Here is a 26529-nt window from a genome sequence, read left to right on the forward strand (position 1 = left end):
GCATCACCGCGACATCGGGTGCTATTACACACTATCTGAGTGAGGCTTTAAGGTGGAATTTTTAGTTAAAAGTGGTAGTCCGGAAAAACGCCGTACCCCAGCCCTGGTCGTTGGGGTGTTTGCCAATCGCAGCCTGTCGGAGAGCGCTGCGCTGCTGGATCAGGCCTGTGGCGGTATGATCACCTCGGTGTTGCGCCGGGGCGATATGGAAGGGGAAACCGGCCAGGTTTTATGGCTTTATGATCTGCCCAATATCAGCGCCGATCGGGTGCTGTTGATCGGCTGCGGCAAGGCCGAGGCGCTTAATGAGGCCACCTTTGCGCGCATTCTGGCGGCCATGACCCGCGCCTTACAGCAAAGCGGAGCGGCTGAGGCGGTAAGCTATCTGTGTGAGCTGGCGGTCAAGCAGTATGATATGCAGTGGAAATTGCAGCAATCGGTGCTGGTCATCGAAGACACCCTATACCGCTTTGATCAGTTCAAGCAGAAAAAGGAAGATACCAAGCGCCCGCTCAAACGGGTGATCTTTGGTCTGCCTACGCGCAATAATCTGCCCCAGGGGGAACAGGCGGTGCGCGAGGCCAGTGCGATGGCCACCGGGATGCGTCTGACCAAGGATCTGGGCAATCTGCCGGGGAATATCTGCACCCCCAGCTATCTGGCCGAACAGGCGCAGCAGCTGGCCAGGACGTATACAGATCTTGCGGTGAGCGTACTGGAGGAAGCTGAACTTGAAGCGCTGGGGATGCAGGCGCTGCTGGCGGTCACCAAAGGCACCGAGCAGCCGGCCAAGTTCATCATCGTGGAGTATCGCAAGGGTGAGGCCAAAGACAAGCCGGTGGTGCTGGTCGGCAAAGGCGTGACCTTTGATAGCGGTGGCATCTCGCTCAAACCGGGGGAGGCCATGGATGAGATGAAATACGATATGTGCGGTGCGGCCAGTGTGTTGGGAACCCTGCTGGCCTGTGCCGAGCTGATGCTGCCGATTAACCTGATCGGGGTGATTCCAGCGGTAGAAAATATGCCCAGCGGCAAGGCCACCCGTCCGGGCGATATTGTCACCACCTTATCCGGACAAAGCGTGGAAATCCTCAATACCGATGCCGAAGGGCGCCTGATTTTGTGCGATGCGCTGACCTATGTCGAGCGTTTTGAGCCGGAGGTGGTGATTGATATTGCCACCCTCACCGGGGCGTGCATTATTGCCCTGGGGCATCAGGGTTGTGCCTTGTTCAGCAATCAAGCGGCGCTGGCGCAGGATTTGTGCGAGGCCGGGCAGCAGATGTATGACCGCGCCTGGGAGATGCCGCTGTGGGAGGAATATCAGGAGCAGCTCAAGAGCAATTTTGCCGACATGGCCAATATCGGTGGCCGTCCTGCTGGTAGCATCACCGCCGCCTGCTTTCTGGCGCGCTTTACCAAAAAATATGCCTGGGCGCATCTGGATATTGCCGGGGTAGCCTGGAAAAGTGGCAAGGAGAAGGGGGCAACGGGGCGGCCGGTACCGCTGTTATTGCGCTATTTGCTCAATCGTTTGCACAGCCGCGCACACGGATGACCCGCGTTGATTTTTATGTGCTGCGCTCACATGATGAGCACAGCCGTCTGCTAACCGCCTGCCGCCTGATTCACAAGGCGTTTACACAAGGCTTGCGGGTGCATGTGTATACTCAGGATGAGGCCCAGACCGAGGCGCTAGATCGGCTGTTGTGGAGTTTTCGCCAGGATGCCTTTATTCCACACACCCGCGACCCGGCCAGTGCAGACGAGTGGGTCTGTCTGCATCATCAGCAGCCACCGCAGCACCCGACGGCGGTGCTGCTGAATCTGGCGGTGCAGCGGGCACCGTTTGCCGTACATATCCCGCGCATTATGCATATTGTCAACGAAGCGCCCGAGATCCGTGCCTCCGGGCGCGAATACTACCGCTTTTACCGTGATCAAGGTTGTGAACTCAACCATTATCCCCTGGAATCATAATGGAAAAGACCTACGACCCCCGTACTATTGAACAAGCCCTGTATCAGGAATGGGAGCGTGCCGGGCGTTTTCGTCCCACCGGGCAAGGCCAGGCCTATTGCATCATGCTGCCACCGCCCAATGTCACCGGCACCTTGCACATGGGCCATGCCTTTCAGGATACGCTGATGGATGCGCTGATCCGCTTTCAGCGGATGCAGGGTGCTAACACCCTCTGGCAAGGCGGCACGGATCACGCCGGTATTGCCACGCAGATGGTGGTGGAGCGCCAGCTGGCCAAGGTCGGCAAGACGCGCAACGATCTGGGGCGCGAGGCCTTTTTGGAACAGGTGTGGCAGTGGAAAGCCGAATCCGGCGGCCAGATTACCCGCCAGCTGCGCCGCCTGGGCGCCTCCATTGATTGGGAGCGGGAACGCTTTACCATGGACGAGGGCCTGTCACACGCCGTGCAGGAGGTCTTTATCCAGCTGTATCGCGAAGGGCTGATCTATCGCGGCAAGCGCTTGGTCAACTGGGACCCGGTATTGCATACCGCCGTTTCCGACCTGGAGGTAATCTCTGAGCCTGAACAGGGGCATCTGTGGCATCTGCGCTATCCTCTGGTCGAGAGCGAGGGCTATCTGGTGGTCGCTACCACCCGCCCCGAGACCATGCTGGGCGATACCGCTGTCGCGGTTAATCCGCAGGATGAACGGTACCAGCATCTCATCGGCAAACGGGTCAAACTCCCGCTGACCGGGCGCGAGATTCCCATCATTGCCGATGATTATGTAGACCCCGCCTTTGGCTCAGGCTGCGTAAAAATCACCCCGGCACATGATTTCAATGATTATGCCGTCGGTCAGCGCCACGATCTGCCCCTGATCAATATCTTCACCGTCGATGCCAGCCTCAATGATAACGCCCCGCCTGCCTATCAAGGCCTGGATCGTTATGCGGCGCGCAAGCGCATTGTCGCAGATCTGAAGCAGCAGGATTTGCTGGAGCGCATCGATCCGCACAGCCTGACGGTGCCGCGTGGGGATCGCTCCGGCGCGGTGATTGAACCCTTTTTGACGGATCAATGGTATGTGCGCGTGGCGCCTCTGGCTGAACCAGCGATTAAAGCGGTCGAAGACGGGCGGGTGCGCTTTGTGCCGGATAACTGGAGCAAAACCTATTTTGAATGGATGCGCCACATTGAAGACTGGTGCATCTCGCGCCAGATCTGGTGGGGACATCGCATCCCCGCCTGGTATGACGAATCCGGGCAGGTGTATGTCGGTCACAGCGAGGCCGAGGTACGCAGCGCGCATGGGCTACCTGCCGAGAGCAAACTCAGCCAGGACCCGGATGTGCTGGATACCTGGTTTAGCTCGGCGCTGTGGCCCTTTTCCACCCTGGGATGGCCTGCGCAAACCGAGGAACTCAAAACCTTCTACCCCACGCAGGTATTGGTCACCGGCTTTGACATCATCTTTTTCTGGGTGGCCCGCATGATCATGATGGGGCTGAAATTTATGGGCGAGGTGCCCTTTCGCGAGGTCTATGTCACCGGCCTGATCCGCGATGCCCAGGGGCAGAAAATGTCCAAATCCAAGGGTAATGTGCTTGATCCCATTGATCTGATTGACGGCATTGATCTCAAATCCCTGCTGGCCAAACGCACCACCGGCCTGATGCAGCCAGAGATGGCGCCTAAAATTGAAAAAGCCACCCGCAAGGAATTTCCCCAGGGCATTCCGGCCTTTGGCACCGATGCGCTGCGCTTTACCCTGGCCTCCCTGGCCTCGACCGGGCGTGATATTAAATTCGATCTGGGACGCATTGAGGGCTATCGCAACTTTTGCAACAAGCTGTGGAACGCGACGCGCTATGTGTTGATGAACACCGAAGGCCACGATGCCGGGCAGGCGGGCGGTGAGATGCACCTCAGTCTGGCGGATCGCTTCATTCTCAGTCGTTTGCAACACACCACCGCCGAGATGACCCGGCAACTGCAAAGCTACCGCTTCGATCTGGCCGCGCAGACCGTGTATGAGTTTACCTGGTATGAATACTGCGACTGGTATCTGGAACTGTCCAAGCCGATTCTCAGTGGTGAGCATAGCCGCGAGGCCGCCCGGCGGGGCACCCGTCACACCTTGCTGGCGGTGCTGGAAAGCATTCTGCGCCTGCTGCACCCGCTGATGCCCTTTATCACCGAAACCCTGTGGCAGCAGGTGGCCCCGCTGGCCGGGATTGAGGGCGACTGCCTCATCGAGCGCCCCTACCCGCAGCGCGACGAAGCCCTCATCGACCCGCAGGCCGAAAGCGAGATTGAATGGGTCAAAACCTTCATTCTGGGGATGCGCCGCATCCGTGCGGAAATGGACATCTCGCCCGGCAAACCTCTGCCGGTGCTGCTGGCAAACTGGCGTGCCGAAGATCAGCAGCGCTTCAACGCCAGTCAGGAATTTATCGAATTTCTCGCCCGCCCGGCCTATGTGGACTGGCTTGAGGATGATCATGCGCCGGAATCGGCCATCGCTCTGGTCGGCGAGATGCGCCTATTGATCCCGCTGGCCGGGTTGATTGATAAAGATGCCGAGATTGCCCGCCTGGATAAGGAAATTGCCAAGCTTGAGAAAAACCTGCAACAAAGCGAGGCCCGGCTTGCCAGCAGCGGCTTTGTGGATCGCGCCCCTGCGGAAGTGGTTGCCAAGGAACGCCAGCGCGTCGCCGAGATGCAGGCCGCCTTGCGTGAACTCAAGGCCCAGCAAGAAAAAATCAGCCAGCTTTGATAGCTGCAAGACTCCCCTCCTTTTCAAGGAGGGGTGCCCCGTAGGGGTGGGGTGGTTATTTGAAGCGCCGAGTTGTACTCGGCCCATCGGAACACGGGCTAAAAGCCCGCCGAGTAAAACTCGGCGCTCCCCTCCCCTTGGCAGGGGGAGAGTTTAGTGAAACCAAAACCCAGCAAAAAACACCATGTCAAGCTTATGTGAACGTCTCAGCGCGGTACAACAACGCATCCAGCACGCGGCCATCGCCTGTGGGCGTAAGCCCGATGAGATTCACCTGCTGGCGGTGAGCAAAACCCAGCCGGTTGAGGCCATTGCCGCCGCCTGGGCCTGTGGACAACGCGCCTTTGGGGAAAACTATGCCCAGGAGCTTTATGCCAAGGCCACGGCCTTAACGCCAGAGATGGGGATTGAATGGCATTTCATCGGCCCCGTGCAGGCCAACAAAACCCGTTTGATTGCGGCAGTAGCTGATGTGGTACATGCGGTGGAGCGTGAACGCATCCTGCAACGCCTCAACGACCAGCGCCCGGACGACAAAGCCCCGTTACAGATCTGTTTGCAGCTCAATGTCAGCGGCGAGGCCAGCAAATCCGGGGTCAGCCCCGCTGAACTGCTGCCGCTGGCACAGACCTGCATGGCATTGCCCCGCCTGCAACTGCGCGGCCTGATGGCCATCCCCGCTCCCAGCCCCGATATACAACAGCAGCGCCAGGCTTTCGCCCAGCTACGTCAGGCCCTGGAAGCACTCAAGGCGCACGGCTACCCGCTTGATACCCTGTCCATGGGCATGAGCGATGACCTTGAAGCCGCCATCTGCGAAGGCGCCACCTGGGTACGCATCGGCACGGCGATTTTCGGCCAGCGCAGTTATCCCCAGGCCTAAGCGGCGCAAATCGCCCCACTGCTCAGGCCAGCAAGGTCGCCTTGAGTTTTTTCATCGCGTTATTTTCCAGCTGGCGAATCCGTTCAGCCGACACGCTGTATTGCGCCGCCAACTCATGCAGGGTCGCTTTTTCATCACCCAGCCAGCGCTTGGCGAGAATATCGCGGCTGCGCTGATCCAGATTGTCCAGCGCACGATGCAGACGTTGTTGATAATGCTGCGCCCACTCGGAGTGCTCCAGACTCAGCGCCGGATCGGCCTGCTCATCGGTCAGCCATTGGGCCGGGGACAAATGCTGCGCATCTTCCTGCTCTGGATCAGGATCAAAGCTGACATCCTGCCCGGCCAAGCGCGATTCCATCTCCATCACCTGCGCCTCCGAAACTCCAAGATCGGCGGCCACCGCAGCCACTTCATCCTGACGTAGCCAGCCGAGGCGCTGCTTGGCACCCCGCAGATTGAAAAATAATTTACGCTGCGCCTTCGTCGTGGCCACCTTGACAATGCGCCAATTGCGCAGAATAAATTCGTGAATCTCGGCGCGAATCCAATGCACCGCAAAGGAAATCAGGCGCACGTTTACGGATGGATCAAAGCGTTTCACCGCTTTCATCAAACCGATATTGCCTTCCTGAATCAGATCACCCAACGCAAGGCCATAGCCGGAATAGCCACGGGCGATATACACCACAAAGCGCAAATTGTGTAATACCAAGGCCCGCGCAGCATCCAGATCATTGTGTTCACGCAACCGCGTCGCCAGGTCCTGCTCCTGTTGGGCATCCAGCACCGGTAACTGATACACAGCGTGCATATAACTGTCCAGATTACCGACTGGCACCGCCAAATGGGCTTGCGTGCGGCTCAGGGCTGTGCTCATAAACGACCTCCGCCTCTCAGATAACTTAAAAAACCATTGCAAACAACGCAATCGGCGCGCTCAGCGCATACCGTATAACGCGCTATATTAGCACTCACTGGCAAAGAGTGCTAATAAAATCCAAAGTTCCCTCATTGCCCACTCACTACACATCCGCCGTACTGCGCGGTTCATTGCATGTTGGTTTATGACATTGAACCGACAAAGCCCCAAAATAAAAAAGGCCACGTATTGACGTGGCCTTGGGTACTGGCTGGGGGACTAGGATTCGAACCTAGGTTGACGGAGTCAGAGTCCGTAGTCCTACCGCTAGACGATCCCCCAAAAATTGATCAGCGCTTGCTGTACTGCGTTGCGCGACGGGCTTTGCGTAGACCCACTTTCTTACGCTCAACTTCACGCGCATCGCGGGTCAGGAAACCGGCGGCGCGCATTTTACCACGCAGGGTTTCGTCATACTCAACCAGAGCACGGGCGATCCCCAAACGGATGGCACCAGCCTGACCGTTAGCGCCACCCCCGGTGACGGTCGCATAGACATCAAAACAATCCTGGGATTCAGCCACATGAAAGGGTTGACGTACGACCATGCGTGAGGTTTGACGCCCGAAGTATTCATCCAGCGGCTTGTTATTGACAATGATTTTGCCATCGCCTGGACGAAGGAAAATACGTGCAGCAGCGGTTTTACGTCTGCCGGTGCCGTAGTTTTGGGAAAGAGCCATGGTGCTTTGTTATCCTGATCAGAGTTCCAAGGGTTGCGGCTGCTGCGCGGTGTGTTTGTGGTCAGCGCTTGCAAAGATTTTCAGCTTGCGCATCATTGCACGCCCCAAGGCATTTCTGGGCATCATCCGCTTAACCGCAAGCTCCAGTGCCCGCTCCGGCGCACGTTCCATCAACTGGCTGAAGTTCATCGACTTCATATTACCCACATAACCACTATGGCGGTAATACATTTTGTCGTTGGCCTTGTTGCCCGAGACGCGAACCTTAGCCGCATTGACGACCACAATGTAATCACCCGTATCCACATGCGGCGTGTACACCGGCTTGTGTTTGCCACGTAGGCGCGTTGCGATTTCGCTGGCAAGCCTGCCGAGCGTTTTGTCGCTGGCATCGACCAAAAACCAGTCACGTTTGACTTCAGCGGGTTTTGCGCTAAAGGTTTTCATCGTCTTTAAGTTTTACGCGAGAAAATCTGGGCTACAACAGCCTTGGACATCAATGGCCACCGGCTGCACAGCACAAAAGCCTTCCCGCTTCCTCCGTTAACAGTCTTGGGTTGAAAAATCTTTTCCCCCGGCCCTCGCGCAAAGGCTAAGGTCACACTTCCTGGGGATATGCACGAACCAAATATCCTTATGTTTTCAGGCAAATAAACCCGATACACAGCGCGTGCCGATATTACTTTATGATAGGGCTAGCAAACATCGCCCCACACAGAATCGCGAATTTTAAACATAAATACCGCATAAGGCAATCATTGCCGCGTTTTCTGAGTAAACCCGCCAGGTAAAATGAATCAGCCCGCCTTGCAAAACACCTCGGCAGTCGCGTGAAGCCCGGTGCGCCATGCTCCCTATTAAAATCCCGCACGGCACAGCGCCGACCTGTGTCGAGGTTTTATGGCATCGCCTGATCCATCAATGTCCGTGGTAATACGGCGTACCGGCGCCGAATTGTCCGGTTTTCGGGGTGTTTTTCGTGGCGGTGATGCAGTCCCTCAGTGCTTTTGCCAGTGCGGCGCCGGAGGGATAGCGTTTCTCGGGGTCTTTTTGCAGGCATTTGTTAATGATCAGGTTGATCAGTGGCCCAAGTTCCGGGCGCTGTTCGGTGATTGGTACATGCGGGGTTTGGGTGATTTGATAGACCAGCCCGGCCATGGTCTCGGCGGTGAAGGGGAGGCGGGCACAGAGCAGATAATACAGGGTCACGCCCAGCGAAAAGAGATCACTGCGCCCGTCCACCCGCTGCCCCGAGATTTGCTCAGGAGACATGAAGGCGGGGGTGCCGAGCACGGTGCCGGTGCGGGTTTTGCTGTTATCCAGCAGGCTGGCGATGCCAAAATCGGTGATTTTCACCACGCCGGTGTCCGGGTTATACATCACATTGGCGGGTTTGATGTCACGGTGGATCACCTGCTGCTGATGGGCGTAATCCAGCCCGTCGGCAATCTGGGCGCCGATGTCTAACACCTCGGCAATGGGTAGCAGGGTTTCGACTTTGGTGTAGGTGTCCAGCGCCACGCCTTCGAGAAAATCCATGGCGATAAAGGCAAGATCATGCTCTTCGCCCACATCGTAGATGGTGACAATGTTTTTATGTGTAAGGCGCCCGGAGGCCTCGGCCTCACGGAAAAAGCGCGTTTTCACCTGATCCAGCACTTCCGGATCAAATTCACGGTTTAATGCCAAGGTCTTGATGGCCACTTTGCGGCTGATCTTGGGGTCAGCGCCGAGATAAACCACGCCCATCGACCCGCGTCCCAGTTGTCGCTCAATCTGATAGCGCCCGATCATCGGTTTTTCCAGGCTTTTATCGTCAAGCACCAGATCTTTGCCGCGATGCTGATGCACGGTCTCGGGACTGAGTTTGGGGGCGCGGCTGTCTGCCAGGGGTTTGAGGCGCTGGAAACGCACCGTGATGTCGCGATAGTGCGGGTCCATGGCGCTTAAATGGCGGTATACCTCCAGGGCGCGGCCATACAGGCGACGCCGCTCAAAATCCTGTCCTAGCAAATAGAGCTGCTGCTTGATCATCTCATCTTGCTGGGTGCAGCGTTGATACAGTGCAAAGGCTTGCTCCAGTTGCCCCTGTGATTGCAGATGGGCGGCGAGTTGCCGATATGCCTCGGATGCGTTGTTACGATCGGCATACAGGACCGCGTGGAGCCTTGCGTAAAGTTGCCAGCTTCCCAGCGCCAGCAGGATCAGCAAGGCCGGCAATAACAGCGGCACCATCACCTGTGCCCACAGCATCAGCAGGGCGCTGCACAACACCAGCAATAACGACACTCCCAGCGGCGCCAAGGCATCGGGCAGGCGGGTGTAATAGGACAGTGGCAGCAGTAACAAGGCCAGTGCGGTGGCGATGAGCAATATCCGTTGCAGTCCTTCGCCCCAGGCAGGCTGATATAGCACGGCCCCGGTGGTGGCGGTGTGTACGTTCCACGCGCTCCAGATGGCGGCAGGCAGAGTGAGGCCCTGATAGGTCAGATAATGCGCCTGTGGGCCGCTCACCGGGCCGATGATGACGCTACGATCGCGCAGTTGTGAGGGATCAATGCCGTGAGTCAATAAAGATTGCAGCGTGTGCGTTTTGAGCAAGCCGTAACGCGGATCACGCTTGGGCGACAGCGGACGTAACTCCATTGCGGCCCCCATTGGTAGCCAGTGCGAGCCTATACGCACTCCACGCCCTTGGCGGAATTCAATATTTTGTGGTGTCTGGTGCAGGCTCAAGGCCGTCATCAATACATCAAATCCAGCCAACCAGTCGTGATCGGTTGCGATGAGGCCGGGAAAGCCACGAAACCCAGGATAATAACTGCCGACGATGCCCACCCCGCTGACGGCGGTGAACAGAGGCTCTGCGGCGGTTGCAGGTTGCCAGCTCAATGGCATTTCACGATGGGCGGTGAACAGTGGCCCAAGCCAGGGACTTGTGTACCAGGCGCGTTTGACAGGGCTGCTGAGGGGGGGCAGGACGCTGGCAATCGGGCTGTCTGAGGGGGTGGGGTGGGCATAAACGGCCAGCACTACCTGCCCATGTTGCTTGATCTGTGCAGACAGGGCCTGCTGTTCGGCGGGGGTGGCGTGTAAATGTAGCGGCAGATGCAGGCCGATCACCCTGGCTTGGGCCTGATGCAACACCGCCAGTGCCTCGGTCAGGCGCGCATAAGACCACAGTCCCTCCGTGTGTGCGTGCAGGTCACGTTCATCCAGCGCGATGAGCACAAGCTGCTCAGCCGCATCGGGGACGGGCAATAAGGTGCTGGTTATGGCAAAAAAACCCTGATCCAGCCCGCGCAAAGGGCCGTAACTTCCCAGCAATAACAACACGCCCAGCGCCACCACCATCACGGAGCGGGGGCTGTATGTTTGTAATTGCCTGAGCAGCGGTTGCTTGATCATAAAACCATTTTCGGGGTGAGCAATCCGCCCATAATACAAAAGCTTTGGGATCGACGCTACCAGCCAGCGCGTCAAAGCCTGAAAACGCCGAGCGGTATTTCTGTGGCTGTGTTGTAGAAAGCTAAAGCACTCCTGCAAAAAACCTTCAGCTTTTTCTTTCCCGGCCGATATATCTGCCAAGCCGTTTTGAACATTGCGCGTCTCGCGACGCATGACCGCCCGTCCAACACTTTGGCTTTTTCGCGGAGTCACCGATGAACCCCCTATCCTTGCTATCCTCCTCGCCGCCCGGTTTGCCAAGCTTGGGTAAACGCCCGGCCCAGGCCCCCGGCCTTGGCATTGCACCCGGCTTGCAGCTGCGCCCACCGAATACGGCGTTCACGCCGCAGACGTCCCCGGCTGCTGCAGACCTCCTGGCAAAGGCTTATGAAAAACTGGCGACCCGCTTTCAACCGCCGCAAGCCGCACAGCATGAAAGCGCCGCGCCGCAGCCACCCGCCACGGATTACTCCCCCGATGCCGTCGCACAGCGCATTCTGGGCTTTGTCGGCCAGCGCCTGGAACAGGAAAAAGCCAATGGCGCTGATGTGCAGCGCTTGCAAAACCTTTATGAGCAGGCCACCAAGGGCATAGCGCAAGGCTTGCAGGAGGCGCGGGGCGTGTTGTCCAAGGCCGGTGTATTCAATGGCGACATTCATAAAAACTACACCGCCACGGAGGAAAAACTCAAAGAAGGTATGCAGGCATTGCATGAGCGTCTGTTTGCCCCACCGCCACAAGCGGGTGTGTCTCAGGGAATACATAAGCACAGCGCCCTGTATGAATCACGCAGCTTTAGCCTGGAGGTCAAAACCCAGGAAGGCGATGTGATCAAACTCAATGTAAGCAGCGCCCAGGGGCAGGCGATGACACACTCCGCCACGCAGCAGGCTGGGCTTGCCGGAATGCAGCTCAACATCGCGCAAAGCAGTGCCTTCCAGCTTGATTTCAGTGTCGAGGGTGATCTTAACGACAAAGAGCAGCGCGCCTTGACCGAGCTGTTTGGGAATATCAATAAGCTGGCGGATCGCTTCTATCAGGGCGATATCGAACAGGCTTTCAAAAAGGCGCTATCCATCGGCTATGACGGCAGCCAGATTGCCGGTTTTGCGCTGGAATTGCGCCAGACCCAGGTCTATCAGGCGACCGCCGCCTATGGCAACGTGGCTAAACTCGGCAATTCGCAGGCCAGCGCCGCCCAAGGCTTCATGCCCTTGGCCGATTTTGCCCGCGACATCATGGGCACTGCTGAGCAATTGCGCCAGAGCCAGACCTTCGAGCAACCTCATGCTATGCTCAACACGCTGCTCAAGGAAACCCTGCCGCTGCATGGCCAAGACAGCGAAGGCCCGAAGCAGCACCTTAATCAATTACTGGATACCCTGCTTAAACCCAACACACTCAGCACTTGAGCGCGGCAAGTTGTGGCTGGGTGAGTAGCCATAGCAGTTGCGCTTGTGACTGATCCAGACCTTCGCTGAAATGCAGGGCGCAGGCGGCGCCCTTTTTCATTTCCACCGTCACCGGGGCGTGCGGGCATAGCAGCCAGGCAATCCATTCCGAGAGGTTGGGTTCATGGCCCACCACCACGACAATGCCGCTAAAGCCTGCCGCTTTGAGCCAGCCGATTTGATGTGCGGGGTCGGATTCCGGGGCGAGGTGTTCGGATTTCAGAGACTGCTGCACCGTGAGGGATTGGGCCAGAATATCTGCAGTTTGCGCGGCCCGCACATAGGGGCTGGTGATCAGATAATCCACCGGCCCCAAGAGCTTGGCTAAACTGGCACTGGCCAGGCGGGTGCGCTCCATGCCTTTGGGGGTCAGCGGGCGCAGGGAATCGGCCTGACCCGTTTTGGCAAATTCCTCACGTTCCTGGGCCGGGCCATGGCGAACCAGAATCAAAGACAGGGCCTGTGGGTGGCCGCCGGTATGTCGTTTGGCGCGCACTGTTTTCATCATCAAAAAACCATCTGCTTATAGTGATTGATCAAGCCGTTGGTGGAGGCATCATGGCTGTCGATAGGCTGGGGATGTTGCAATTCGGGCAAGATGCTATTGGCCAGTTGTTTGCCCAGCTCAACGCCCCATTGGTCAAAGGAATTGATGTTCCAGATCACCCCTTGCACAAAGATTTTATGCTCATACAGGGCAATCAGGCTGCCCAGGGTACGCGGGGTGAGGCGCTGAAACATCAGGGTATTGCTGGGCCGATTGCCCGTAAATACCCGATGCGGCGCCAGTTCGCGGATGCGTGCCTCGGGCATACCTTTGGCGTGCATCTCGGCGTACACCGCCTGCAGGCTACGCCCTTGCATCAGCGCCTCGCTTTGTGCCAGACAATTGGCCAGCAGGATGGCATGATGTGCGCCCTGCGGGTTGTGTGACGCGCAGGCCACCAGAAAATCACAAGGAATCAGACGGGTTCCCTGATGCAGCAGTTGGTAGAAGGCATGTTGTCCATTGGTGCCCGGCTCGCCCCAGATCACCGGGCCGGTGTCATAGGCCACAGTATGCCCATCACGGCTGACACTTTTGCCGTTGCTTTCCATATCCGCCTGTTGCAGATAAGCGGGAAAGCGATGCAGATATTGATCATAGGGCAACACGGCATGACTGCTCGCGGCAAAAAAGTTGTTATACCAAATCCCCAATAGCGCCAGAATTACCGGCAGGTTGTCATTCAGCGGGGCGTGTGCAAAATGCTGATCCATCGCATGGGCGCCACTGAGCAGGGCCTCGAAATGTTCAGGCCCGATGAACAGGGCAATGGACAGACCAATCGCCGACCACAGGGAATAGCGCCCCCCCACCCAATCCCAGAATTCAAACATCTGCTGCGGGTCAATGCCAAAGGCCATCACCCCCTCGCGATTTGTGGACACCGCGACAAAATGGCGCGCAATCGCCTGCTCATCGGGGCAGGCCTTCAGAAACCAGGCACGGGCAGTATGCGCGTTGGTGAGGGTTTCCTGGGTGGTAAAGGTTTTGGAGGCAATGATAAACAGCGTCGTCGCCGGATTGAGCGCTTTGAGTGTCTCGGTGATATGGGTGCTGTCCACATTGGAGACAAAGTGCATCCGCAGGCGCGGGTGTCCATAGGGCTTGAGCGCCTCACACACCATCAGTGGCCCCAGATCCGAGCCGCCGATACCGATATTGACGATATCGCAGATCGGCTGGCCGTCAAATCCCAGCCACTGACCACCGCGCACCGCCTCGGCAAAGGCCGCCATGCGTTTGCGCACCGCCAAGACCTCGGGCATCACGTCTTGTCCCTGCGTCATGACCACCTGCCCCGGCGGACAGCGCAGCGCCGTATGCAGCACCGCCCGCTGCTCGGTACAGTTGATGGCTTCCCCGGCAAACAGCCGGGCCCGCATCCCTTCGACATCGGCCTCCCGTGCCAACGCCAGCAAATGCGTGAAGGTGGTTTCGGTGATACGATTTTTGGAAAAATCCAGCAAAATATCTTCAAAACGCCGCGAAAAGCGCGCAAAACGCTGCGTATCCTGGGTAAACAGCTCGCGCAGATGCAGGTCTTTTATGGCATGGTAATGTGTACTCAGGGCCTGCCAGGCAGGGCTTTGATGTATAGGCATAGCATGTGATCCATTCAGGTTTTAACATTCCGCATGAGGCGCGTTCAACGAATTAACGATGCACGTCCTGAGTGTTTGTATCTGGCATGACCTTGGGGTTAGCCCGGTTGATGATGCGGGCACTGATCGGGACTTGCTGGGTATCCAGCGCCTGCTGATTACGCCGCCGCGATTCGTGACGCAGACGCCAGACATAGCCACCCAGCGCCCCGCCAGAAGCAGCCATCAAGACCACCCCCAAAGACATCAGCTGGGTTAGCAGGAGCATCCCCCCCAGGCCCACCACCCCCACCACCGCTGTGCCGACCTTCATATTGGCCTTGGCCTGAATCCGTCCGGTTTCCTTGCTGGCCGCCTTGCGGGCCTGTTCCACCGCCTTGGCGGTTTCCCGCTCGACCTGCAGCTTTTGGCGGTCGCGCTCACGGCTGAGATCCTGTTTCGCCTTGGCCAGCGCGTCCTTATGCTCGGTTTCCATTTTCAACAGGGTTTCGCGGTGTTCGGCGCGGATTTTGAGGATTTCCTCTTTATATTTGGCATCCAGCTTGGCGCGAATCTCGCGGGCATCCCCCCAGGCCAGACTGGAAAGCCACAGGGTCGCAAAAAAATTAGTGGTCAACAGCAGACCAGCAAAGATTACCGCCATCTCCAGCGAAGGCATCTGCCACCAGATAGCCATCATCGCTGCGGCAATGATTTGCATCAAGGTCAAACCCAGGAAGTATTTCACCGCCATGGACACTCTGAACCGGATCAAGGTCATTCTCCACGCGCGCGCTGCACGCGGCTGGTTTAGGTTTAAGAAGTAGTATGGCACCGTTATTGATCAACATGGCATCGTGGCCCGTTTAGTTTAGCAAAACTTGACCCTTACGCCGCTCACCCCAGCGCCGATGTATACGATCATCAGGCGTGGCATGGGGCCAAGTGTGCCAAACCGTGTGATTATTCAGGAGGACGCCATGCCCTCATGCCACTCATTCGCCGGATTCAATCACGCGGCGCAAACGGGCGGGAAGGTACAGGCGCATCGCTGCACCGATGCGCTGCTCGTGACGTTGCCATAAAATCCCCAGACCGATGATGAGCAAGCCGCTGAAAGAAAGAAACACGGGGAACAGGAGGCTGTCAGCAAAGACGCGATAGGAAAGATAACCCAGATAGCTGAATACGCCGATGGCGCCAAAAATCACAAACACCCGGCGGCGCAGCATGGTGCCGATCAACAATAGCCCCACATTGATCAGGCAATAGGCCAGTTTGGCCAGTTCACTTTCCGAGCCGCGCAGGCTCAGGCCAAACCAGAAGGCTAGCATCCCAAACAGATACAGCCAGAACGCATAATCCAGGTCGCGGCCATAACGCATATCCACGCCAAAGGCCAGCAGCAGCATCCCCAGACCAAACCAGAGGGAAAAATCGCGGCGCAATTCCCAGTTCATTTGCATATCAAACAAAAACGGCACCAGATCCATGCTCAGATACCAGAGCGTAATTGCCACCGGAAAAATCAGAAAGGGCAGGCGATAGCGCCAAAAAGCAATGGCGGCTGCGACCAGGGTGGCCAGTTCCATAAAGATCCAGCGCCAGGAGATGATCTCGTGATAATTGCGATAGATCGCATCATCGGGCCACAGCGAAAGGGCTTTTTGCAGGCCATAGACCGCCAGCGGAACCAATGCCACGCCAAGTGCTGCGGTCAATCCGGCAGGAATGCGCAGATCCCGCGCCAATAAATATTCGGTCAGGGCAACGGCGAGGACGCCATATAATAGCGCAATGATGAACAGCCCCAGACCGCCGAGCAGCTCCCAGGCCAGGGTCATAAACAAGGTCATGGCACTGATGGCCATCATGCCGCCGAGATAATACAGTACATGGGAAAGCTGCAAGGCGGGGCGGTGACGTCCACGTGCCTGCCAGAATTGCCACAACGCCTCGGCTTGTGAAGCCTGCAGCAAGCCTTGATCTACCGCACTGTCGAGATCACCCCGTTGAATACGCATCGCTCGCCCCTCTCGCAATCACTGTGCTGCCAAGTCTGCACCGCAATACACAACGGGCGCAATCTTTATTTTTAAGAGGAATACATGATGTTTTTCTCCATCCGCACCAAAGTTTTTCTGACGCTGCTGCTGGCAGTGTGTCTGGTGGTGTTGGGAATGCTGGCACTGATGCGCTGGTCGTTTGAGGCAGGCTTGGTGGAACTGGCTGAAACCCGCCAGCAAGAACGCATTACACACATCCGCGAACGCTTGAGTCAGCTGTATTTGTATCATGGCAGTTGGGAGCCCTTGAAAGCCAACCCCGCGCTGTGGCTAGGGATTCTCAGTGGGCGTGGTGAGTTTTTGCACTATCCCGGCTGGGCGCATGACCCGCCGGCCAGAATGCCCGGCTGGTTACGCTATCATCCGGAGGACCCCCCGCATGCCTGGCCGCCGCAGCGTACCCTGCAGGCGCAACAACAGGGCAGACGGCATCGCCCCCTGGAATTGCGCCTGATGTTACTTGATGCACAAGGGGCTATCATTTATGCCCGCCCGGAATTGTTGCGCGAGGCTCGACGCATCCCCATTGTGCTGGATACGCAGCGCATCGGCGAACTGGCCTTGCTGCCTGGGCCTTCCATTTCTGAATTGGGCGAGCTGCGCTTTCGTGAGCGTCAACGCAATGCCTTGTTATTATTTGGCCTCTTTATGATGATGCTCACCGCCGCCCTGGCCTTTCCGTTGGCCAAACATCTGGTGCGCCCGGTGCTGGAATATCAACACACCACACGCCGCCAGGCCTGCGGTGATTACAGCCAGCGCGTCGCCGTCCACAGCCGCGATGAGTTGGGACAGCTAGGACGTGATATCAATGCCTTGGCCGAGACCCTGGCGCGTAATGAATTGGCCCGGCGGCGCTGGATTGCCGATATTTCTCATGAATTACGCACCCCCTTGAGTCTGTTACGGGCACATATCGAAGCCTTGCAGGATGGCGTGCGGCCTTTGGATCAGGCGGCGCTGGACTCACTGCATCAGGATGTGGAACGTCTGGGGCGACTGGTTAATGACCTGCATGAGCTGTCATTGTCGGATCTGGGGGCTTTAAGCTATCGCAAGGCGCACATACAACCGGCCGTGCTGCTGGCCGAGGCCGTCGATGCCTTGCGCCCGGCCTTTGCTGAAGCTGGGCTGGCACTCGCACTTGAGATCACACAGACCCACCCCGTCAGCGTGCTGGCCGATGCGGGGCGCCTGGCACAGCTGTTTAACAACCTGCTACATAACAGCCTGCATTACACTCAGCGCGGCGGACAACTCCTCATCCGCCTGCACCACGACAAAACCACGCTGTCTATTGATTTTCAGGACAGCGCCCCCGGCGTTGCCGACAGCAGCTTATCGCGTCTCTGTGAACCGCTATACCGGGTAGAAAACTCACGCAATCAACAAAGCGGCGGCAGCGGCCTGGGCCTGGCGATTTGCAAAAACATCGCACACGCCCACGAAGGCACGATCCAGGCACACCACTCACCACTGGGCGGCGTCTGGATACAGCTGCAACTGCCGCTTTGCAGTGCATCTTGATTCGCAAAGGTGGCCTTGACTGTAAAACGGTTGGCGAGCGGCTGTCAACCCAATTCAGAAAAGTCTGTCAACCCAATTCAGAAAAGTCCCCTTTTGTGCAAAGCAGAAGTGTCCCCCGTAGAATGCGTGGTTATGGTGTTTGGGCTGGTGCCGGAGTGATGTTGCCCCGACCTCTCCAAGGGTGGTCCGGCGCCGGTTTGTAGGTTGGCTTGGCGGTCTGTTTTGCCTTGGCCTGGTCGACGCTGTGGTGGACACTTTTTTCATCATCCAGCGGTGTGGGCGGTTCGCCCTCAGCCAACAGACGGTAAGGCATGATGTGCCCCTGGTGCAGGAGGGTGATGGTGCCGTCGAAGGCCTCGCAGACGGTGAGGGTGGCACCCCGCAGGCGGTAGCCCTTGCCCTGTCCCTGAAGCTGATATTCCCGGTTCTTGAACTGGAAGCAAAGGTTCTTGGAGAGCTTACGGGTATGGTGCAGGCAAAGGATGAGGGCCTGCTCCTCGGGGCTGTGCAGCACCGGTCGGTGGGCATCCTGGGGGCTTTGTGGCTCGACGGCGAAGCGGGCGTTGAAGTCGGCCATGAAGGTGGGGAGGAAGGCGTTGGCGGCGTCGATGTCCGAGATCTCACGCAGGCGCAGCTCCTTGACCAAACGGTCTTGCAGGGTCTGGTTGGCCCGCTCCACCCGCCCCTTGGCCTGAGGCGTGTTGGCATGAATGGCGGCGATGTCGAGGGTCTTGAGGGCGCGGGAAAACTGGGTCAGCTCCCCGTCGTGCTCAGGATGATTGACACGGAAGATGCTGTGTTTGTCTGAGTAGAGGGCCACCGGACGTCCGTGCTGATCCAGGTATTGCTGTAGGGTCTCCATGTAGGCCTGGGTGGTCTCGGCGGGCACGAAGCGCAGGGCCATCAGGCGCCCTGTGGCGTCGTCGATGAACACAATCAGGGTACAGCGCGGGCCGCGCACCTCAAACCAGTCATGGGGCGAGCCGTCGATTTGAATGAGCTCCCCCAGGCAGGGGCGGCGTGGACGGCGCTGATGAATGCGGGCTTGCTTGCGTTGCTTGGGCTGCCATAGCCCATCGGCCACCATCCACTGGCGCAGGGTCTCGACCGAGAGATGATGACCATGGCGCTCGGCCAGCTTTTCGCAGGCCAGGGTGGGGCCAAAGTCGGTGTAGTGCGTCTTGACCAAGGCGAGCACCTCCTGGCGTACTGTCTCGGCAATGGCGTTATTGGGACGTCGGCCACGGTGGCCACTGCGTAGCCCTGTCGCCCCATGCTCACGATAGCGGCGAACCAGGCGCTTGACCTGGCGCACGCTCAACCCCAGGCGCTGGGCCGCCTCGGCCTGCCGCAGATGCTTGTTCGCCACCGCCTGAATCATCTCTAGTCGGTCAATTTCTTTGTGACTCATCGTAATGTGCTCCTTCGTCATGCGTGCCCCTCCCGCTTAAATATAAAGGGGACATTTTAGAATTGGACGAAGGGGACATTACTGCTTTGGGCTAACACATTGGCGAGCGGAGTCTTGAATTTTCTCTGGTGTTTCGTATATGATACTGCGCCTTTCCTGCAGCAAGGCCGACGTAGCTCAGATGGTAGAGCAACCGATTCGTAATCGGTAGGTCCGCAGTTCGATTCTGCGCGTCGGCACCATACACACAGCTATACATGCCTTCCATTTGATGCGATCTGACGCCTTGCTTCTGGCGTTGTCTGCGTTTTACCTGATCAGGCCCTCGTCATGTCATCTCTTCATCCCACTCCAGACTATATTTCACTGGCGCACGGTAACGGCGGGCGCTTGATGCAGGCGTTGATTGCCTCGGTGTTTATGGCGCCTTTGGGTATGGATACGCCAGAGATGCAGAGTGATGCGGCGCCGCTGGTATTACCGGAGGGGGTTGTGGTGGTGACCACCGATGGGTTTATTGTCAAACCCTTGGAGTTTCCCGGTGGAAGCATTGGTTCGCTGGCGGTGCATGGTACGGTGAACGATCTGGCGGTTGCCGGGGCTGATCCCTGTTATTTGACCCTGAATGCCTTGATTGAGGAGGGGCTGGAGTATGCGCTGCTCAAGCGTCTGATTGAGGATTTGGCGCAGGCGGCAAAAGCCTGCGGGGTGCAGGTGGTGGCTGGGGATACCAAGGTATTGCCCAAAGGCGAGGGCAGTGGTTTGTATCTGGCAACCACAGGCATCGGAGTCAGGCCGGTCGGGCTGCATTGGAACATGGCGCAAATTCAGCCCGGTGATGTGATTTTAGTCAGCGGGCCGGTGGGCGATCATGGCACGGCGGTGATGCTGGCGCGTGAACAATTTGGCCTGCGCGGCGAGGTGTATTCTGACTGTGCCAGCGTGGTGCCATTGGCGCGGGCATTGCGCGAGCTGCCGGGGGTGCGTTTTCTGCGCGATCCGACCCGTGGCGGTGTGGCGACGGTGGCCTGGGAGGTGGCCAAGGGCGTGGGATGCACGGTACATTTGCAGGAAAAGGCGATTCCACTGCGTGATCCGGTAGCAACCGTGTGCGAGATTTTGGGCTACGATCCCTATTATCTGGCCTGTGAGGGGCGGGTGGTGGCGGTGGTGGCGCCAGATCAGGCGGCCACGGTGCTGGTACGCTGGCAGGCGCTGGCGCAAGGCGCAGCGGCGGCGATCATCGGCACGGTGGAGGCGGGACGACCACAGGTAATTTTGCATACAGCGCTGGGCGGGCAACGTATTTTGCCCGAGCTGGAAGATGATCCCTTGCCGCGTATCTGCTGAGCATTCATCCACAAAGAAAATCCAAGCGGTGGGCAGTTGGCTACACCGCCAGCGCGGTGGGGCGCTCTTTGAGCAGGGTCTGGACGTGCTGGAGCAAGTCGGCTTCCTGGTAGGGTTTAGCCAGATAGCGGTTGACGCCGATTTCCAGGGCGCGGGCGCGGTGTTTTTCGCCGGTGCGTGAGGTGACCATGATGATCGGCAGGTGGCGCAGGCGGCTGTCATTGCGGATATGGCTGGCCAACTCATAGCCATCCATGCGCGGCATTTCAATGTCGAGCAGGATGATGTCGGGCAGGCTTTCCTGTAATTGCGCCACAGCATCCAGCCCATCCTTGGCGGTTAAGACCTCATAATGATGGCGTTTGAGCATACGCGAGGTGACTTTGCGAATGGTGATGGAGTCGTCCACAACCATCACGGTGCCTTGTATCGCCATCTCGATGCTCGTTTCAGAATTGGCAGGGGCCAGGGCCTGGCGATAATCCAGACGCAAACCGGAACCCATGCGCACCAGGGCCGGAATATCCAGAATCAAAATGACCCGTCCATCGCCTAAAATCGTGGCCCCAGAGATGCCCTTGACCTTGCCGATCTGTGGCCCCACCGGTTTGACCACCACTTCCCGACTGCCGAGCAGGCTATCCACTTGCAGGGCGATGCGGTTTTCGCCAGAGCGCACCAGCATCATCGGAAACATCGCCTGCGGATACAGCAAACGCGGCTGCGAAACGCCCAACAAAGCCCCCAGATGTTTGACTTCGTAGCGATGCCCGGCGTAGGGATAAAGCGGGTTTTCGCTTTGATAATAGGCGGTGAGTTCATCGGTGCGGATGCGCACGATGCCTTCGATGCTGGATAGGGCAATGGCATAAATATCTTCACCGGCCTGTACCAGCAGGGCCTGATTGATGGCCAGGGTAAAGGGCAGGCGAATGGTAAAGGTGGTGCCTTGGCCAAGCACCGTATCAATGCTCATGACCCCGCCGAGTTGCTTGATTTCGGTATTGACCACATCCATGCCCACGCCCCGCCCGGCAATTTGGCTCACTTTCTGCGCGGTGGAAAACCCAGATTCCAGGATAAACTGCATGATCTCCTGATCGGGCAAGACCTCCGCAGGCGAGAGCAGTCCCAGCTTGATGGCCTTGGCCCGCACCAGTTCCACGCTGATCCCGCCGCCGTCATCTTGTACCTGAATGACGACCTCAGAACCTTCGCGGTTAACCCGCAAACGCACACTGCCCACGGGCGGCTTGCTGCGCTGGGCGCGAATGTCCGGGGCTTCAATGCCATGAGAAATCGCGTTGCGCAGCATGTGTTCCAGGGGGGCAATCATGCGTTCCAGCACAGAACGATCCAGCTCGCTGTGCTCGCCATCAATGAATAATTCAGCCTGCTTGCCCAGCTCGCCTGAGGTTTGCCGCACGATGCGTCGCAAGCGGGTGGTAAGGGTGCCAAATTGCACCATGCGGGTGCGCATCAGGCCCTCTTGCAGGTCGGTGCTGATGCGTGATTGCTGCAACAGCAGGGTTTCGGTGTCACGCACCTGTTCGGCCAGGATTTCCTGAATGCTGCTGAGATCACTGACGCTTTCGGCCAAGGCACGGGAAAGCTGCTGAATGTTGGAGTAGCGATCCATCTCCAGCGGATCAAAGGTGGGTTTGCTTGCCTGGGTCACGCTGGCAGAAGAGGCTACCGGCGGTGCTGTGGGCGTTTCGCTGGGTTTTTCACTGCCGGGCAGGTGCCCGGCGTTCAATGGTGCGGAGCTGGGGCTCGGCGCGCCCAAGGCGGGTGGCAAGGCTTCATGGCGAAACAGAATCTGGGATTCGGTTTCCATCTCCAGCTTGCGCAACTGCTCACGCAGGCGCAACACGGTTTGCGCAAATTCGGCCAGATTGAAGCCAAAGCTGGTGATCTGCTGCTCCAGGCGCGAGTGATAGATGTTCACCTCGCCGGCATAGTTGACCAGATTATCGAGCACATCAGAACGCACCCGCACCAATTCTTGTGCGTTAGCGCCCTTGGTTGCCGTGTCCCCCCGGTCGGGGGTGGCAACTGTTTCCCCGACCGGCTCAGATTTTCCCGGCGCGTGCGCACCAGGAACAGCGATTGTAGGTGGTGAGGCACCCGCCGGAGGGTGCGTCGTCGTTGCTGCCTGACCGCTGCGCACGCCTTCCAGCAGGACAACCATCGCGGTGTCTGGATAGATCGGCTGCTTTTTTTGTGCCTGTTCAAGCATGGCGCTAAGACTGTCCATCGCTAGATGAATCACGTTGAGCAGGGCTTTATCGGGCGAGCGCTGACCTTCAGACACGGCAATCATGAGGGTTTCCACACTATGGCTCAGGGTGCCAATGTGGGTAAAGCCGGCCATGCGTGAGCTGCCCTTGAGGGTGTGCAACTGGCGCTGTAAGTCGGTGATGATGTCACGGCTGCCCAGATCCATGGACCAGGCCTGCAGAATCTGTTCGGTTTTTTCCAGAATCTCGACGCCTTCTTCCAGAAAGATATCGACCAGTTCCTGATCTTCGTCGTAGGGCTGGTTAGGTTCGTGTGCCGGTGAAACCTCTGCGGCAGGGGCAACCGCAGGGGCAGAGGCTTCCGGCGCAGCCACCGGTTGCGCTACATCCGCTGGGGTTGCCGGTATTGGCGCTGCGGGTATTGCGGCGGCGGCTGGCGGTGTCTCAGGGCTTGCCGGGGGCGGCGGTGGTGCGGGCGTGGCTTTGGTAGCCGTCGGCGCCGGGGCGGTATAGGCGATATGGCTGTGACTGGCCGGCTCGGTCAGTTCAGGCAAGGGCTTGAGCCAGCTTTCCACCGCTGACCACGCGGCATGGTCATGTTCCTGGCGCTTGAGTTCCGTCTCCAGCAATTGATCAATGGCCTGCTGCAGCTCGGGGTTTTGCGGGATGGGGGTGTCGGTACTGGCCAGCGCGGCCAGCACCTGACGAATATAGGTGATGACCTGCTGTAATAAGGGAAAGGCCGTATCGGGAAATGGCAGGCCGACTTCCGCTCGCGCCTTGGCATAGCGTTCAATCGGCGCACACACCACAGAAATCGAGGGCACCTCGGCGGTGCGCGCACTGCCATTGAGGGTATGCAAGGCGCGCAAAAATTCCTGCTTGATGGGTAAATCACCAAGACTGGCAATGGAATCTTCCAGCAGCACGGACAGGGTTTGCAGATGCTGCTCGGTCTCGTTACGGAAGATGTCAAACAGGCCAGCATCCATTTGCGGTGTTGGCGCGGGGGGGCTTAAGGTGGCTTTTTCACTGCCGGGCGGGTGCTCGGCGTCCCATGGTGCGGGCGCTGCCGGGGTGGCAAGGGCAGCCGCTGCTTCGGGCGATACCTCAAGCAACGCTGCGGCTTCGGCGTCTGCTTCGCCCAGTGTCGCGGCATCCCTGTTTATATTCCCTAGATCACTGGGCGGCTCCGCGTGATCCCTTGTCGATAGGGCTACCTGAGGGGGTTGCGTATCCATCAATACAAAGGGCGCATCTTCCAGATCGCTGCCCAGGATCAGGGATTCGCTGTGCGGCGTGGGCGCTTCCTCTGCAGTGGCCTCAGCGGGCGCTGTTGTGGCGCTGACCTCGGCGCTGCTGTCTGGAGTGTCGCTTGTCGCTGCAGCGGAGGTAACGGCAGGGCTGTCGTCTTCTGTGGTTTTCGCCGCGGCTGGAATAATTCCCGCCAAGGTGCGGGCACTGATGATCAACTCGCAGGCCCGTGGCAAAGGTACGCTGTCTGCGTGCTCCAGTTGGGCCACCAGCTTGGGAAGGGTGGCGAGGGCTTCATCCAGGAGCTCAAAAAGCGCCGGGCTGGGGCTTAGGGATTTATCAATCACCCGACCCAGCAGATATTCCAGGGCGTAGGAAAACTCACCGATGAGCTGTGCCCCGACCAGACGGCCACTGCCCTTTAAGGTGTGAAAGGAGCGCCGAATCGTATGCAGCGCCTGTTCATCACTGGTATTGACACGCCAGCGGGGCACGTAGTCATACAGCCGCTCGATCTCCTCTTGTACTTCTTCCTGGAACACTTCCAGGATTTCGGGATCGGCATCCCCAGCCAGCACGGCATATTCCGCCGGAAAGGTGGTGGTGGGTTGCGACATGGCAAGGACTCCAAGCTGATCCTGTCGATAGGCTGAAACGCTGGCTGCATCCGACTCAGGCACCGCCGTGGCGACCGCAGCGCGGGGGCTTGATGCGCTTAAGTGCGCCAGACTCTCGCGTAAAAACGCAAGCCCGATATCCGGGTCATCATGGCCCTCGGCCAGGGCCTCCAGATAAAAATCAAGGCCGGTGATGGCATCTGCCAGGGTATTGAAGGTGGTTTCATTGAAGCCGTCCGGACCACATAAGACCAGCCCTTGCATGGCTGTTTGCAAGGTGGCCAGAAGCTCGGCACCGCCTTGCAGATTAAGAATTGCCAAGGCCCCGCGCACCCCGTTAAGCAATACCGGAACCTCCGCCAGCAAGGCAAACTGCTCCGGGCGGCCATAAAAGCCCAGCATCAGGGCCTTGGCCTTGTCCATGTCCTGACGCATCTCTTGCAGCAGACATAAAACCACAGCGCGTGATTCCCCCGCCGACATGCCGACCAGGGTTTCTGGCAGCGTCTGCTGATAGGGACTCGGTGCCCGGCGTGAGGCCAGCAGGGTATTGATCGCGGCCTCAATATTGAGCATCTCGCCGGCGGCCTGCATCAACAAGCGTTCATCAAGCTGCTGGCTTTGGGTAAGTCCTTCAATGATGCGCGCTTCACGCAAGGCCAGCTCTCGGGTTTCCTGCATCCCCAGCATCTCCAGGGTATCGGCGATGCGTTTTAATCGGCCCACCAAAGGCAACAGCTCATCCACCGGGCGCTGTGAGCTGTGCATGAACATATCCAGCATATCCTTGACCTCAGTGAGGTCTTCGCGGATGGCCTGGGAAACGGTGGAGAGCAAGGCCAGATTCGGGCGACGGATGCTTTCCATCAGCATCTGCAGATTTTCGCCCTGGGGGAGCAGATCATGCAGACGGAAGGCCTGCTTGACCGAGCGCACCCGGGGCCCTTCTGAGGTACTGCGGGCGATGTAATACAGCAGGGTTTTAATGAGTTCTGCAGAGACCGAGCGGGCAAGCTGTGCCTCTCCCTCCTCCGTGAGCAGACGCAAGGCACGATCAATATGGCTTAGCAGCTGCTTGACCGTGGCATCCAGGGCCAATCCCTGTTGGGCCAGTGATTCCGCTAAGGCGCCGCCAATCCAGAACAGGCGACGGGACGGCGTTTCGGCGGCGGCACGAAAAAGGTGATCAAACACTCCCACCATACGCCGCAAGGCGGTGTCTACCTCTTCATTGCGCAACACACCGAGCAGACTCAGCTGAAAGGCACTGCGGGCGCGCTTGGCCAGTTCCGGCATCGGGCCGCTGGGCACAGCGGCCTGCGCCTGGGGAACCTTGACCGTCTGAATATCCGGGAAAAATAGAACGTGTGCAGAAAGGGGTGAGACATTGCGCAGGGTGCGCAGATCGTTGAGCAGTGGCAACAGCACAATGGGGGCGTCCTGATGCCCCATCTGGATATGTTCCAGATAATCAGGCAGTTGCAGGATGCCGCGCATCAAGGCCTCAAAGGCATCGTCGGGTTGCGTGACCTCGCCACGGCGCACGCTATCGAGCAATAGCGCCATTTCCTGCACCAGCATCGCCGCCCCGGAAAGCTCCAGCATCTGCAAAACGCCGTGGCCCTGATTGAGCAGCAGCAGGGCCTCATACAGACGATCGGTCTGGTGGGTATCCTCCAGATAACACTCAAGCGCAGCACGCGTCTCATCGAGAAGCGCGTCAAGCTCCTGCCGTACAAAATGCAGGGGATTGTAAGCTGTGCTTGCGTCCTGGGTCACGGCAATGGGTGTGCAGTTATCAGCAAAATT

The 26529-nt window shown here is 58.3% G+C and carries 17 protein-coding genes and 2 tRNA genes; 8 read left to right on the plus strand and 11 right to left on the minus strand.

All coding sequences use genetic code 11. The features are described from left to right. Positions 1–52 precede the first annotated feature (52 nt). The 4 genes from THISIDRAFT_RS10390 to THISIDRAFT_RS10405 all read left to right on the plus strand — a co-directional run bounded on the left by THISIDRAFT_RS10390 (position 53) and on the right by THISIDRAFT_RS10405 (position 5625). Positions 53–1558: a leucyl aminopeptidase gene (locus THISIDRAFT_RS10390; RefSeq protein WP_006786008.1), complete on the plus strand. Its 1506-nt coding sequence runs from the start codon at positions 53–55 to the stop codon at positions 1556–1558. After that, complete coding sequence (locus tag THISIDRAFT_RS10395) at positions 1555–1980, plus strand: DNA polymerase III subunit chi (protein WP_006786009.1); 426 nt, start codon at positions 1555–1557, stop codon at positions 1978–1980. The genes THISIDRAFT_RS10390 and THISIDRAFT_RS10395 overlap by 4 nt, the downstream gene beginning before the upstream one ends. Further along, the gene (locus tag THISIDRAFT_RS10400; RefSeq protein WP_006786010.1) at positions 1980–4742 is read left to right on the plus strand and encodes a valine--tRNA ligase; all 2763 of its coding nucleotides are present in this window, start codon (positions 1980–1982) and stop codon (positions 4740–4742) included. Before THISIDRAFT_RS10395 ends, THISIDRAFT_RS10400 begins: the two co-directional genes overlap by 1 nt. A gap of 184 nt (positions 4743–4926) precedes the next feature. Beyond that, on the plus strand, positions 4927–5625 hold the full coding sequence (locus tag THISIDRAFT_RS10405) for a YggS family pyridoxal phosphate-dependent enzyme (protein WP_006786011.1): 699 nt from the start codon (positions 4927–4929) through the stop codon (positions 5623–5625). Between the two features lie 22 nt (positions 5626–5647). Here THISIDRAFT_RS10405 and rpoH read toward each other — a convergent pair whose 3' ends face one another. From rpoH to THISIDRAFT_RS10430, 5 genes are all read right to left on the minus strand, one after another. After that, positions 5648–6505 (minus strand): RNA polymerase sigma factor RpoH, encoded by an 858-nt coding sequence (gene rpoH / locus THISIDRAFT_RS10410; RefSeq protein WP_006786012.1) that lies wholly within the window; start codon positions 6503–6505, stop codon positions 5648–5650. 250 nt (positions 6506–6755) lie between these two features. Further along, positions 6756–6829: transfer RNA gene (locus THISIDRAFT_RS10415), tRNA-Gln, on the minus strand. 8 nt (positions 6830–6837) lie between these two features. Then, on the minus strand, positions 6838–7230 hold the full coding sequence (rpsI, locus tag THISIDRAFT_RS10420) for a 30S ribosomal protein S9 (protein ID WP_006786013.1): 393 nt from the start codon (positions 7228–7230) through the stop codon (positions 6838–6840). 18 nt (positions 7231–7248) lie between these two features. Beyond that, entirely contained in the window at positions 7249–7677 is a 429-nt protein-coding gene (gene rplM / locus THISIDRAFT_RS10425; protein WP_006786014.1) for a 50S ribosomal protein L13, read from the minus strand. Between the two features lie 471 nt (positions 7678–8148). Beyond that, positions 8149–10818 (minus strand): protein kinase domain-containing protein, encoded by a 2670-nt coding sequence (locus tag THISIDRAFT_RS10430; protein ID WP_159098491.1) that lies wholly within the window; start codon positions 10816–10818, stop codon positions 8149–8151. Between the two features lie 74 nt (positions 10819–10892). On the opposite strand from THISIDRAFT_RS10430, the gene THISIDRAFT_RS10435 reads away from it, so the two are divergent. Continuing rightward, positions 10893–12089: a DUF5610 domain-containing protein gene (locus THISIDRAFT_RS10435; RefSeq protein WP_006786016.1), complete on the plus strand. Its 1197-nt coding sequence runs from the start codon at positions 10893–10895 to the stop codon at positions 12087–12089. On the opposite strand, the gene sixA is transcribed toward THISIDRAFT_RS10435, so the two are convergent. From sixA to THISIDRAFT_RS10455, 4 genes are all read right to left on the minus strand, one after another. Next, positions 12079–12636, minus strand: a complete 558-nt coding sequence (sixA, locus tag THISIDRAFT_RS10440; protein ID WP_006786017.1) for a phosphohistidine phosphatase SixA — start codon at positions 12634–12636, stop codon at positions 12079–12081. The genes THISIDRAFT_RS10435 and sixA overlap by 11 nt on opposite strands. Then, positions 12636–14276, minus strand: coding sequence for a glucose-6-phosphate isomerase (gene pgi / locus THISIDRAFT_RS10445; RefSeq protein ID WP_006786018.1), 1641 nt, complete (start codon positions 14274–14276; stop codon positions 12636–12638). The genes sixA and pgi overlap by 1 nt, the downstream gene beginning before the upstream one ends. A gap of 52 nt (positions 14277–14328) precedes the next feature. Then, positions 14329–15030, minus strand: a complete 702-nt coding sequence (locus tag THISIDRAFT_RS10450) for a hypothetical protein (protein ID WP_139063927.1) — start codon at positions 15028–15030, stop codon at positions 14329–14331. Positions 15031–15250: 220 nt separating this feature from the next. Next, positions 15251–16279: a hypothetical protein gene (locus tag THISIDRAFT_RS10455; protein WP_006786020.1), complete on the minus strand. Its 1029-nt coding sequence runs from the start codon at positions 16277–16279 to the stop codon at positions 15251–15253. An 84-nt stretch (positions 16280–16363) separates the two neighbouring features. Here THISIDRAFT_RS10455 and THISIDRAFT_RS10460 point away from each other — a divergent pair, with 84 nt between their 5' ends. After that, entirely contained in the window at positions 16364–17848 is a 1485-nt protein-coding gene (locus tag THISIDRAFT_RS10460; RefSeq protein WP_246585373.1) for an ATP-binding protein, read from the plus strand. A 130-nt stretch (positions 17849–17978) separates the two neighbouring features. On the opposite strand, the gene THISIDRAFT_RS10465 is transcribed toward THISIDRAFT_RS10460, so the two are convergent. Next, positions 17979–19280: an ISNCY family transposase gene (locus tag THISIDRAFT_RS10465; protein WP_006786022.1), complete on the minus strand. Its 1302-nt coding sequence runs from the start codon at positions 19278–19280 to the stop codon at positions 17979–17981. 145 nt (positions 19281–19425) lie between these two features. On the opposite strand from THISIDRAFT_RS10465, the gene THISIDRAFT_RS10470 reads away from it, so the two are divergent. Beyond that, a tRNA-Thr gene (locus THISIDRAFT_RS10470) sits at positions 19426–19501 on the plus strand. Between the two features lie 88 nt (positions 19502–19589). Beyond that, positions 19590–20609, plus strand: a complete 1020-nt coding sequence (gene hypE / locus THISIDRAFT_RS10475; RefSeq protein WP_006786023.1) for a hydrogenase expression/formation protein HypE — start codon at positions 19590–19592, stop codon at positions 20607–20609. Between the two features lie 40 nt (positions 20610–20649). Here the strand turns inward: hypE and THISIDRAFT_RS10480 are convergent, their stop codons facing one another. After that, positions 20650–26499 carry a hybrid sensor histidine kinase/response regulator gene (locus THISIDRAFT_RS10480; RefSeq protein ID WP_006786024.1) on the minus strand — a complete coding sequence of 1950 codons (5850 nt, stop codon included), beginning with the start codon at positions 26497–26499 and terminating at the stop codon, positions 20650–20652. Between the last annotated feature and the right edge of the window lie 30 nt (positions 26500–26529).

Origin of the sequence: Thiorhodospira sibirica ATCC 700588, from assembly GCF_000227725.2 — a bacterium.
Taxonomy (GTDB): domain Bacteria; phylum Pseudomonadota; class Gammaproteobacteria; order Ectothiorhodospirales; family Ectothiorhodospiraceae; genus Thiorhodospira; species Thiorhodospira sibirica.